Source organism: Affinibrenneria salicis (assembly GCF_008710095.1).
In genome coordinates, this window is record NZ_VYKJ01000009.1 from 75139 (window position 1) to 87054 (window position 11916).

Consider the following 11916-nt stretch of genomic DNA (forward strand, 5'->3'; position numbering starts at 1 on the left):
ATGCCGCCAGGGCAGTCGGCCGGCGGCGCTAAACGAGCAGCCGCCGCATGGTGGCGTGAATTGTGCTGGCGACGCAGCGATAGCGTAGATCGCGCATGTCGCCGCGCCAGATCATAAACAGCGTGCGCGTCAGCGCCGGCTGAAACGGAATATAACAGACGCCGGTCATTGGCGTCGCCGCCAGCCTGGGGAACAGACCAGCGCCGGTACAGCTGGCCAGCTGGCTACGCAGCAGTTCCAGATTGGCGCTCAGCCGGCCGTGTATTTGCGCCTTTTGCCTGACGGCGCTGAACGCCGGCGGCAGCTCATCGTCTTCGGCCAGCGTCAGATCGTCGAGTTCGCTTAGCATATCCGGCGTCACGGTGTGGCGACCGGCCCAGGGATGGCGGTAATTTAAGGCCAGCAGCAGGGGTTCGTCGAACAGGGGAATGGCGACCGGCGCATCTTCCGGCTGACAGGCCAGCACCAGCGCATCCAGTTTACCGCTTTCCAGCTGCGGTAATAAACTGTGCCGGTTGCCTTCATAAAAACGTAAATGCAGATCGGGAAAACGCCGGCGCAGGGGGGGAATGACATGGGGCAACAGGTAGGGCGCACAGGAGCGAACAATGCCCAGATGCAGCAGGCCGGAAAGCGGGTCGCGCTGCCGCTCCACTAAATCGTGCAGTCGCCTGAGCTCGTACAAAATCTTCTGCGCCTGCCGCACCAGCCGCACCCCTTCCTGGGTAAATACCACTTTGCGACTGGTCCGTTCCAGCAGCGGCCCGCCCAGCTCCGCCTCAAGTTTTCTGATTTGTTCGCTCAATGTGGGCTGGCCGACCCGGCAGGCTTTCGCCGCGCGGTTAAAATGACGATACTTTTCCAGCGCGACGAGGTAGTTCAGCATTTGAAATGTCATCAATAACGTCTCCATACGTTATGACTTCACCGCCAGACTCATAGACATACAGCGATCGCCTCTCTGAATCTCGCCGTGATGAATGGCTAAAACATACTGCGGGCTTGTACGCCGGCTTAGCGCGCTGCCCGGTTACGCGCCGCTACTGTTCAAACACATTGATGAATGCGCGCAGCGGCAGGCGCGTGCCTGTTAATCCGGCGATTAACGTCGTTCATCCGACCTGACTACGAAACCAACGTCAGCGGCGGCACATCGCTGGGATCATGGATAAGGATAAGTAAAGACAGTACGCGGCTCTCCACATTAATTTTCGAGAAGGAGAGCGTACGGGTTTGTTTTTTTTCCAGACCGGCAAAAAATAAGTCCGACACCATGCGAGTACTGAGCAGACTGCTATTTTTCATAAAGTCTTGATAAGCGTACCTTACGTTTACCGGTAATATATCCCCAAGAGAAAGAGGCTTATTTTTATCAGCATCCAGGCCGAAATGGGCATTAAAAGCAGTGTTGGCATATATCACCTCATACTGCTCATCAATCACCGCCAGAGCACGTCTTTCATTTTCAATAGGTATGGTTAACATGCCAACAATTTCATTCTGGCAAAATATCAGGCTCATAGATCCTCTGGCTCAAACGTAAAAAATATCCAACAGGGGGACGCCCCAGCTACGGCGCGCCATCAACCCTGAACAAACAATAAGTGGGCGCCGACCACTCAATAAAGAAAAAAATCTGGCATATTGCGGCATAACTCTGTAGTTATATTTAGGATTCGTACACTAATAACGCGATAACAAAGGATGGCCGCTCGACAGGGTTGCCGTTATCCGTCGGCAAACGCACTCTCCCGCCAGTTGTTCGCTAGCAACCTGAACATACATTACCGGGCTAAACGCACCATGTTCATTTAATGATTTTCACCTTTCAGGCGCCTCATCTCGACTTATCGCAAATTATTTTTTCACCCGACACCAACTGTTTTCGGTCCGGCTGTCTTTTTAATACCGACAGCGCAAAGCACGGTAAAAAATATACTGTGTCTTGTTGAATAACTATCGGCTGAATAAACGGGATCTTTATGTCTTTTGATCGTGAACGACGATCAAAAGACCGCTAATAATAGCTGTATTCTATTGATAATAAAAGATTGATCGTTTTTCATCAGGCTGAAAGTCCGCTTTATTTTCAAACGTTCAATAATGTGACAAAGATCACTACTTGACGGCAGAAAGCCCTTTTCCCTTTATCCTCTCCCGCCATCTAATCGCCCCCCAATTCTCCGTGAGGCCGCAAGCGGCCCGCCATGTTACGTGATCTGTCGCGCAAAAAAGAAACAAAATCTTCCCGAAAACTTACTTTAACCATTTGCTGACATATCATTAACAACTCTAAGGAGAACACGCTATGAGCCAATATAATAAACATCCGATACCCGCCTCCATCGCGGCAAATGCGCTGATCAATGCCGGGCAGTACCAGCAGCGTTATCGGCAGTCGGTGCAGGATCCGGAGGCTTTCTGGCGCCAGCAGGGCGAAATCATTGACTGGATCACGCCCTATCAGCAGGTAAAAAATACCTCATTTGATCCGGGTCATGTTCGCATCCGCTGGTTTGAAGACGGCTCGCTCAATGCGGCGGCCAACTGCCTCGATCGTCATCTGGCGCAGCGGGGCGATCGGATCGCCATTATCTGGGAAGGCGATGACGCGCGGGAAAGTCAGACGCTGACTTATCGCCAGCTGTATGAAGCGGTCTGCCGCCTCGCCAGCGTGCTGAAGGCGCGCGGGATCCGCAAAGGCGACGTCGTGGCGATCTATATGCCGATGGTGCCCGAAGCGGCGGTGGCAATGCTGGCCTGCGCCCGGATCGGCGCGATTCATTCGGTGATCTTTGGCGGTTTTTCTCCCGAAGCGATTGCCGGGCGCATCGTCGACAGCAGCGCCCGGCTGGTGATCACCGCCGACGAGGGCATTCGCGCCGGGCGCGTTATCCCGCTGAAAAAAAATATTGATGACGCGCTGAAAAACCCCACCGTGACCACGGTCAGGCATGTGATCGTCCTGCGACGCACCGGTAAGGAGGTGGCATGGCGGCCGGATCGCGATTTATGGTGGCATGATCTGATCGACCAGGCCGATCCCGACTGCCCGCCCGAGGCGATGAACGCCGAAGATCCGCTGTTTATCCTGTATACCTCGGGATCGACCGGCAAACCCAAAGGCGTGCTGCACACTACCGGCGGCTATCTGGTGTATGCCGCCACCACCTTTAAGTATGTTTTCGATTATCATTCCGACGATATTTACTGGTGTACGGCGGATGTCGGCTGGATCACCGGCCATAGCTATCTGCTGTACGGACCGCTGGCCTGCGGCGCCACCACGCTGATGTTCGAGGGCGTGCCAAACTGGCCGGACGCGCGCCGCATGGCGCAGGTGGTGGATAAACACCAGGTCACGATCCTGTATACCGCGCCCACTGCGATCCGCGCGCTGATGGCGGAAGGCGACAAAGCGATCGAAGGCACGTCGCGCCGTTCGCTGCGCATTATGGGATCGGTCGGCGAGCCGATCAATCCCGAAGCCTGGGAGTGGTACTTTAATAAAATCGGCAACGGCAAATGTCCGATCGTCGATACCTGGTGGCAGACGGAAACCGGCGGCTTTATGATCACCCCGCTGCCCGGCGCGATCGAGACTAAGGCCGGCTCAGCCACCCGCCCGTTCTTCGGCGTACAGCCCGCGCTGGTGGATAACCTGGGCAATCTGCTGGAGGGAGAAAACGAGGGCAACCTGGTGATTGTCGACTCCTGGCCCGGCCAGGCGCGTACGCTGTTCGGCGATCACGACCGCTTCGAACAGACCTATTTCTCCACCTTTAAAGGCATGTACTTCAGCGGCGACGGCGCGCGGCGCGACGAAGACGGCTATTACTGGATCACCGGGCGGGTGGACGATGTGCTTAACGTCTCGGGTCACCGGCTGGGCACGGCGGAAATAGAATCGGCGCTGGTCGCCCATCCGAAAATCGCCGAGGCCGCCGTGGTCGGCATTCCGCACACCATTAAGGGCCAGGCGATCTATGCCTACGTCACGCTGAACCACGGCGAAGAGCCGACCAGCGAGCTCTACAGCGAAGTGCGCGACTGGGTGCGCAAGGAAATCGGCGCCATCGCCACGCCCGATATTCTGCACTGGACCGATTCCCTGCCGAAAACCCGCTCCGGCAAGATCATGCGCCGCATTTTACGCAAGATCGCCGCCGGAGATACCGGCAATCTGGGCGATACCTCAACCCTTGCCGATCCTGGCGTGGTGGAAAAACTACTGGAGGAAACGCAGGCGATTAAAATGTCGCGTTAATCGACCGGCGAGCGCTTCGTTCAAAACGGTCGCGTCTGCCTGCGGCGCCAGGTTTACGCCGTCTTGCAGCGACGACTCCCCGGGCGCGGCGCTGCACGAGCAGAAACGCCCGCACGGCAGGGAAAACACACGTCAGGACCAGCCATGCCGTATCGCACGATGCGGCGACGGCCTGCCGTTGCCCGAAACGGAGCAGTCTGCGCGTTAATCCGCCCTGGCGGTCGAAACGGCAGTTTAAAGACGGCAATAATCCACCCCATGAGACAACGGGAGAATGATGATGAATGACGCCGTATATCAACGAATTGAGAACAATCCCCTATTCAGTGAACTGGTGGGCAAACGACAACGGTTCGCCGCGCTGCTCTCGCTGATTGTGCTGGTGCTGTACATCGGCTTTATCCTGCTTATCGCATTTGCGCCCGGCTGGCTGGGTACGCCGCTCTATCCTGGCTCCAGCATAACGCGCGGCATTCCCGTCGGCGTCGGGCTGATCGCGATCTCTTTCGCGCTGACCGGCGTGTACGTGTTCCGCGCCAACGGCGAGTTCGATCGCCTGACTAATCAGCTGCTGAGCGAGGTTAAACCATGAACTTCCGCCCCGCGACGCCGCTGGCGCTGCTCGTTCTGCCCGGCCTCAGCTCTGCCGCCGATGCCCTGACCGGCAACGTTCAGCGTCAGCCGGTCAATATTCAGGCCATTATCATGTTCCTGTTGTTTGTCGGCGCCACGCTGTACATCACCTGGTGGGCCTCCAAACGCACCCGCTCACGCAGCGATTACTATACCGCCGGCGGCAATATCACCGGTTTTCAGAACGGGCTGGCCATTGCCGGCGACTATATGTCGGCCGCATCCTTCCTCGGTATTTCCGCTCTGGTTTACACCTCCGGCTACGACGGGCTGATCTACTCTCTGGGTTTTCTGGTCGGCTGGCCGATTATCCTGTTTCTGATCGCCGAGCGGTTGCGCAACCTCGGCCGCTACACTTTTGCCGATGTAGCCTCCTATCGACTGCGGCAAAAACCGATCCGAACGCTGTCCGCCTGCGGCTCGCTGGTGGTCGTGGCGCTATATCTGATTGCGCAAATGGTCGGCGCAGGCAAGCTGATCGAGTTGCTGTTCGGCCTCAACTATCTGGTCGCCGTGGTGCTGGTCGGCATTCTGATGGTGATGTACGTACTGTTCGGCGGCATGCTGGCCACAACCTGGGTGCAGATTATTAAAGCGGTGTTGCTGCTGTTCGGCGCCACCTTTATGGCGCTGATGGTGATGAAATCGGTAAATTTCAGTTTTGATACCCTGTTCCGCCAGGCGACAGAGATTCACCCGCAGGGCATTGCCATCATGAGTCCCGGCGGACTGGTTTCCGACCCCATATCGGCGCTGTCGCTCGGTCTGGGACTGATGTTCGGCACGGCCGGCCTGCCCCACATTCTGATGCGCTTTTTTACCGTCAGCGACGCCAAAGAGGCGCGCAAGAGCGTATTCTACGCCACCGGCTTTATGGGTTACTTCTATTTCCTGACGTTTATCATCGGCTTCGGCGCCATCCTGCTGGTCGGCGCCAATCCGCAGTTTAAAGATGCCGCCGGCGCGCTGATCGGCGGGACCAATATGGCGGCGGTGCACCTGGCTAACGCGGTAGGCGGCAATCTGTTCCTCGGCTTTATTTCCGCCGTGGCGTTCGCCACCATTTTGGCCGTGGTCGCGGGCCTGACGCTGGCCGGCGCCTCCGCGGTCTCTCACGATCTCTACTCCAGCGTATTTAAAAACGGCAAAGCCACCGAACGCGACGAGCTGAAGGTTTCTAAAATTACCGTTCTGGCGCTCGGCGTGGTGGCCATCGCGCTCGGCATTTTGTTTGAAAACCAGAATATCGCCTTTATGGTCGGTCTGGCCTTTTCTATCGCCGCCAGCTGTAATTTCCCGATCATTATTCTGTCCATGTACTGGTCGAAACTGACGACGCGCGGCGCCCTGGTCGGCGGCTGGGCCGGCCTGCTGACGGCGGTGATTTTAATGATCCTTGGGCCGACCGTCTGGGTGAAAATCCTGGGCCACGCAACGCCGGTTTATCCCTATGAGTACCCGGCGCTGTTTTCTATGCTGACGGCTTTTATCGGCACCTGGCTGTTTTCAATTACCGATAACTCGCCGGGCGGGCAGGAAGAGCGTAAACGTTTCAGGCCGCAGTTTATTCGTTCGCAAACCGGGGTCGGCGCGTCGCGCGCCGGGACAACGCACTGATACAGACACCGTGATCGCCACCGGGGCGCGCAACAGTGCCCGGCGCGCCGGCGCCGGGATATCGATCAGACTTTTTCAACCAATAGCGCTTCGAGCAAATCCAGTTCGCGCAGCATTTTTTGCAGGGTTTCATTGCTAATCTGCTGAGTGGCGCGCAGGTGATAAAGTTCGCCGCGCTCGGCGTTGACCGCCGTCAGACGGAAGCGGCGCTCAAGGTTCTCAACCATCAGGCTGCTTTCCAGATCGTCCGGCCCCACCACCCGCCGGCGCAGGTTACCGATGACGCGAGCGCTTACTTCTTTCAATACCTGTTCGTCGATATTCTCTTCCCGATCGGCCGCCAGCCGTTCTTCCATTTTATTCAGGCTGGTGATCGCCACTTCCGCTACCTTGATACGCGCCTTGCGTTCTTCACTTTCGTAAAGCGCGCGATCGGCCACCACCACGCCGCGCAGCAGCAACGGTAGCGCAATCACGCCGCACAGCAGAGAAAACAGAATCACGCCGGCGGCGATAAAGACCAATTGATAGCGAGACGGGAAGGCCGTGCCGTCGCTCAGCAGCAGCGGAATCGACAGCACGCCGGCCAGGGTAATCGCGCCGCGCACCCCGGCGAAAGAGGCCACCCAGATCTCGCGCGTAGAGTATTCGCCAAATACCATCGGCCGTTTTTTCAGTGCGCGCAGGCTGAAAATTTTCATCATCCACAGCCAGCAGAAACGCAGCAGCAGCAACGCGGCGTAGATCGCGACGACGTCGGTAAACAGCATCCAGGTTTCCGTAGTGGGATCCAACCGGGCCTCGGTGAGCGAGGTTTCCAGAATATCCGGCAGTTGCAGACCCAACATGATAAACACCATGCCGTTAAACACGAACTCCAGCATCGTCCAGACGCTGTTGGCGCGCAACCGCATAGTGAGCGGCGCGTTGCGGATGACGCCGGACTGGCCGATGGTCATACCTGAAGCCACCGCCGCGAGGATACCGGACACGCCGATATGCTCGGCAATCAGATAAGAGGCGAAAGGCAGCAACAGCAGCAGGATAATTTGCGTCGCCGCATCGCCGCCGCTCCAGCGGCTAATCATGCGCAGCGATTTACTGTACAGCCAGGTGGTGGCTACCCCAGCCAGCAGACCGCCCGCGGCGACTTTCAGAAACTCGATAGTCGCGCCCGACACGCTAAACACCATGGTGCCCATGGCGATGGCAATGGCGAACTTCAGCGATACCAGGCCGGAAGCGTCGTTCATCAGCGCCTCGCCCTGCAGGATGCCCATCAGCTTTTTCGGTATGCGATCTTCACCGACAATGCCGGACAGCGCGACGGCATCGGTTGGCGACAGCACCGCCGCCAGAGCAAAGGCCGCCACCAGCGGAATACCGGGCACCATCCAATAGATCAGATAGCCCACGCCAACGACGGTGACCAGCACCAGCGCCAGCGCCAGGCCGAAAATTTCGCGTCCGTGCCGCAAAAATTCGCGCGGCGGCGTCTTCCAGCCGTCGGCAAACAGCAGCGGCGGGATGAACAGCACCATAAACAGCTCGGGATTAAAATCGACGTGCAGACCAAACCGGGGCCATGCCAGCAATGCACCGATGGCTATCTGCATCAGCGGCAGAGGAATTTGAAACGGCAGGACACGCGTGACGACCCCTGACAACGACACCATCAGGGTCAGAATGAGAATAGTAAAAAAGATTTCCATGCTTTCCTTAGATCTCTTACTGCGTTGAGAGGTTGCGCATCTGCTTATCAACCCATGGAATCATTTTAGAAGTAAATCCTTTCCTTCTGCCATCAAAAATCAGGTCTGGTTTGAAAACAATTGAGGGAGCGGAGAAAAAACGGGGAACGGACGTTCCCCGTTATCCTGCGGGCAGGGTTCATGCATCGCCGGGCGGCGATTTTCGAACCGCGCGTAACTCAGAGCGCCCAGCCGCCGGCGTAGAATACGACCAGCGCGATGGCGATAATCACCGTGCCGATATTCAGCTTGCGCCATTCGCCGGAAAAAATACGTCCCAGCACCAGCGACGCAAAGCCCAGCATAATGCCGGTGACGATATTGCAGGTCAGAACGATAAATACCGCGCACACAAGGCCGGACATCGCATCGACAAGATCGGTGAAATCCAGTTTAGATACGTTGCTCAGCATCAGCAGACCGACATACATCAGCGCCGGCGCGGTCGCGTATCCCGGCACCAGGTAAGACAGCGGCGCCAGGAACAGGATCAGCAGGAACAGAACGCCGACCACCGTCGCCGTCAGGCCGGTTTTACCGCCGGCCGCCGTACCGGCCGCCGATTCGATATACACCGCCGCGGGCGAGGTACCGACCAGGCTGGCGAAGATGCTGCTTACCGAGTCGGCGGTTAACGCTTTGCCGCCGCTGACGATCTGACCGTCCTTATCAAGCAGGTTCGCCTGACCGGCCACCGCGCGAATGGTGCCGGTGGCGTCAAACACCGCCGTCATGACCAGCGCCAGCACGCTGGGCAATACCACCGGCTGCAGCGCCCCGACGATATCCAGGCTGAAAATCAACGAAGCGCCGTGTTCATCGGTCAGCGTCGGCAGCGCGAACAGTCCATGCCACGCCACGTTCGGATCAAAAATCAGCCCAATAATCGAGATAACGACGATCACCAACAGAATGCCGCCGGGCACCCGGCATTTTTCCAGCCCGATCGTCGCCGCCAGACCAATTAACGCCATGATCACCGGAAAAGAGGTGAAATCGCCCAGTTTAACGGGCAGGCCGTCCAGTGGGTTTTTTACCACCAGGCCAATGCCGTTAGCGGCGATAATCAACAGAAACAGGCCGATACCGATACCGGCGCCCTGAGCCACGCCCATCGGTAAATTGCGCAGGATCCAGGAACGAATACCGGTCGCGGAAATGACAGTAAACAACACCCCCATCAGGAAGATCGCGCCCAGCGCAACCGGCACGCTGATCTGCTGGCCCAGCACCAGGCTAAACGCGGTAAACGCCGTTAATGAAATAGCGCAGCCAATCGCCATCGGCAGGTTCGCCCACAGCCCCATCAGCAGAGAGCCGACGCCGGCCACCAGACAGGCGGCGACAAACACCGCGCCGGGCGGAAAACCGGCTTTACCCAGCATGCCCGGCACCACTACCACCGAGTAAACCATGGCCAGAAATGTCGTCAGGCCGGCCAGCACTTCCTGACGAACGCTGCTGCCGCGCTGAGTAATTTTAAAAAAGGCATCGAGCGCGCCGGGCGAATGCGGCGCGCCTGCGCTCCGGCCAGTTGAATTTGCCATTGTTATTTCCCCTGTCATGTTGTTGTCATTATGTTCCGGCTAATAAAGCAAACGATTGGCTGGCGATGCGCGGCAAATCATAAGCAAAAACCGGCTATTATAACTGCAGATTATTAAGCCTTATGTAGCGCTATTTCAACCGTAACAGTGATATTTATCACCTTTTTTACCACCGGCAGGACGTACGACAACGGGCTGAAACCCGAAAATGGGAGAACGACGCGCAAAGAAGCACCAGGTGCGGGGGATCAACAACGCCGCGCCCGCGACCTGAACGGCCGTAGCGCGGCGGACAAATAAGGGCCGGGAGGGAGAACGCCGCCCGGTTGGGGCATTACCCGGCGTACAGCGAAACTTCGCCCGCCGGGCGGGTTTTAAAGCGACGATGCAGCCACAGATACTGCTCCGGCGCGCGCATAATTTCGCGCTCAATCACTTTATTCATGTAGCCGGCCGCCGCCTGCTCATCATGATAGGGGTAATTTTCCAGCTCCGGCTGGATGACTAGTTTATAGCCCAGCGACCCCGTCTTGCGGATTAATACCGTGGTAATCATCGCCGGTTTAGCCAGCCGACCGATGGTATAAGTGCCGCTGGTGGTCGCCGCCTGCTTGACGGCGAAAAACGGGGCGAAAACGCTGCCCCTGGGGCCATAGTCCTGATCCGGCGCAAACCACACGGCTTCGCCGCGTTTTAACGCATGCACCATACCGCGCAGATCTTTACGATCGATCATCGCCTTATTGGAGCGCGAACGTCCCCAGGTCTGCATCCATTCCATGACTTTATTATTGTGCGGCCGGTACATCGCCATCATCGGCTGGCACAGCCCCATCGCCCTGCCGCCCAGCTCAAGCGACATAAAGTGAATGCCGATGACCATCACGCCCTGGTTTTTCCGGCAGGCGGCGTGCAAATTTTCCAGCCCGCTGACGTCAAACCAATAGCGCACGCGCCTATCGGACCAGAACCAGGCCATTCCGGTTTCAATCAGCCCCATGCCCAGCGAGGAAAAATTCTCCGTAATCATCTGTTCGCGTTCCGCCTGCGTGCGCTCGGGGAAGCACAGCTCCAGATTACGGCGGGCGATAGACACGCGGCGTTTGAGGAAATGGCGCGAACATTTACCCAGCAGACGGCCGATACGCACCAGCAGCGGGTAGGGTAATTGCACCAGCAGAAACAGGATGCCCAGGCCGAACCAAAGCAACCAGTAGCGGGGATGGAGTAATTCAGCGGTAAATTTTTGATTCTTTTTCATGGCGTCTTCTTTACACAGTCACACAGTCGGAAATCGCGTATGCCCTAAATAATTCAAGTTGCAGGACAAAGCGTTGTCGTTTTGAACAACGCAACGCGCTGGCCCCTCGCGGGCAAGGCTCATCAGGCCCGGGCAGCTTACCTCAGTAAGCGATTCGGGCAGGCAACGAAGCCAACGCACCTGCAACTTGAAGTATGACGGGTATAAAGAGTGAATCCCACCGCGAACATACCGCTTGTGGCAAACCATCAGAGTGTACTAAGCGTGAAATTCAACGTCAGCAGCATCAGTGATGACACCCGGCAGAAACGCGGGATACAAGCTCCGGGAACCGTCGGACGATAACCGGATTATTATATCGCCTGATCGCATCGTCGGGGTAGCGGAAAAATTCACCACGAAAAAGACCCCGGCAAAAAATGCCGGGGTCTTTTTTGATTTCGCGCTGCTGTTCACCCGCTTTCTGACTGCTCAGGCTCGCGCCGTCATCGCTATCGCAGTTAGCGGGCCATCAACATCAGATGGCGACAACGTTTACTGCTGAAGGGCCTTTCTGGCCGGCTTCAACGTTGAATTCAACGTTCTGACCTTCTTCCAGGCTTTTATATTCATTGCCCTGGCCCTGAATGGCGGAGAAATGTACAAATACATCTTTGCTGCCGTCAGCCGGAGAAATAAAGCCAAAACCTTTACCTGCGTCGAACCATTTTACTAAACCAGTCATTTTATTAGACATAGATATTTCCTTTATATTATTGGTGCCGCCATAATACGGCGTTAGAGGTCTGCCTCAGAAGTTACTTATGGAGCACTTATAGAAGGAAATTCGTCAGAGAAGAG

General features: G+C 56.8%; 10 protein-coding genes. 4 read left to right on the plus strand and 6 right to left on the minus strand.

Annotated features, from left to right (window positions below):
• Window positions 1-28 precede the first annotated feature (28 nt).
• Window positions 29-898, minus strand: coding sequence for a LysR substrate-binding domain-containing protein (locus tag FJU30_RS16930; RefSeq protein WP_223881624.1), 870 nt, complete (start codon window positions 896-898; stop codon window positions 29-31).
• A 227-nt stretch (window positions 899-1125) separates the two neighbouring features.
• Window positions 1126-1521, minus strand: coding sequence for a PAS domain-containing protein (locus FJU30_RS16935; protein WP_150436162.1), 396 nt, complete (start codon window positions 1519-1521; stop codon window positions 1126-1128).
• A gap of 787 nt (window positions 1522-2308) precedes the next feature.
• On the opposite strand from FJU30_RS16935, the gene acs reads away from it, so the two are divergent.
• The 3 genes from acs to actP all read left to right on the plus strand — a co-directional run bounded on the left by acs (window position 2309) and on the right by actP (window position 6517).
• Window positions 2309-4267 carry an acetate--CoA ligase gene (gene acs, locus FJU30_RS16940; protein ID WP_150436163.1) on the plus strand — a complete coding sequence of 653 codons (1959 nt, stop codon included), beginning with the start codon at window positions 2309-2311 and terminating at the stop codon, window positions 4265-4267.
• Window positions 4268-4547: 280 nt separating this feature from the next.
• A complete protein-coding gene (locus FJU30_RS16945) occupies window positions 4548-4859 on the plus strand; it encodes a DUF485 domain-containing protein (protein WP_150436284.1) in 312 nt (103 codons plus the stop codon).
• Entirely contained in the window at window positions 4856-6517 is a 1662-nt protein-coding gene (gene actP / locus FJU30_RS16950) for a cation/acetate symporter ActP (protein WP_150436164.1), read from the plus strand. Before FJU30_RS16945 ends, actP begins: the two co-directional genes overlap by 4 nt.
• A 65-nt stretch (window positions 6518-6582) precedes the next feature.
• On the opposite strand, the gene FJU30_RS16955 is transcribed toward actP, so the two are convergent.
• The 3 genes from FJU30_RS16955 to lpxP form a co-directional block, all read right to left on the minus strand.
• Window positions 6583-8229, minus strand: coding sequence for a Na+/H+ antiporter (locus tag FJU30_RS16955; RefSeq protein WP_150436165.1), 1647 nt, complete (start codon window positions 8227-8229; stop codon window positions 6583-6585).
• A gap of 218 nt (window positions 8230-8447) precedes the next feature.
• Complete coding sequence (locus FJU30_RS16960) at window positions 8448-9815, minus strand: NCS2 family permease (RefSeq protein ID WP_150436166.1); 1368 nt, start codon at window positions 9813-9815, stop codon at window positions 8448-8450.
• 334 nt (window positions 9816-10149) lie between these two features.
• Window positions 10150-11076: a kdo(2)-lipid IV(A) palmitoleoyltransferase gene (gene lpxP / locus FJU30_RS16965; protein ID WP_150436167.1), complete on the minus strand. Its 927-nt coding sequence runs from the start codon at window positions 11074-11076 to the stop codon at window positions 10150-10152.
• 289 nt (window positions 11077-11365) lie between these two features.
• On the opposite strand from lpxP, the gene FJU30_RS16970 reads away from it, so the two are divergent.
• Window positions 11366-11620, plus strand: coding sequence for a hypothetical protein (locus FJU30_RS16970; RefSeq protein WP_150436168.1), 255 nt, complete (start codon window positions 11366-11368; stop codon window positions 11618-11620).
• Here FJU30_RS16970 and FJU30_RS16975 read toward each other — a convergent pair.
• Window positions 11594-11812, minus strand: coding sequence for a cold shock domain-containing protein (locus FJU30_RS16975; protein ID WP_150436169.1), 219 nt, complete (start codon window positions 11810-11812; stop codon window positions 11594-11596). The two genes, FJU30_RS16970 and FJU30_RS16975, sit on opposite strands and share 27 nt — an antisense overlap.
• Window positions 11813-11916 lie beyond the last annotated feature (104 nt).

Coding starts and splice junctions, on each gene's coding strand:
- FJU30_RS16930 (WP_223881624.1), bottom strand. CDS start 898: ATGACATTTCAAATGCTGAACTACCTCGTCGCGCTGGAAAAGTATCGT.
- FJU30_RS16935 (WP_150436162.1), bottom strand. CDS start 1,521: ATGAGCCTGATATTTTGCCAGAATGAAATTGTTGGCATGTTAACCATA.
- acs (WP_150436163.1), top strand. CDS start 2,309: ATGAGCCAATATAATAAACATCCGATACCCGCCTCCATCGCGGCAAAT.
- FJU30_RS16945 (WP_150436284.1), top strand. CDS start 4,548: ATGAATGACGCCGTATATCAACGAATTGAGAACAATCCCCTATTCAGT.
- actP (WP_150436164.1), top strand. CDS start 4,856: ATGAACTTCCGCCCCGCGACGCCGCTGGCGCTGCTCGTTCTGCCCGGC.
- FJU30_RS16955 (WP_150436165.1), bottom strand. CDS start 8,229: ATGGAAATCTTTTTTACTATTCTCATTCTGACCCTGATGGTGTCGTTG.
- FJU30_RS16960 (WP_150436166.1), bottom strand. CDS start 9,815: ATGGCAAATTCAACTGGCCGGAGCGCAGGCGCGCCGCATTCGCCCGGC.
- lpxP (WP_150436167.1), bottom strand. CDS start 11,076: ATGAAAAAGAATCAAAAATTTACCGCTGAATTACTCCATCCCCGCTAC.
- FJU30_RS16975 (WP_150436169.1), bottom strand. CDS start 11,812: ATGTCTAATAAAATGACTGGTTTAGTAAAATGGTTCGACGCAGGTAAA.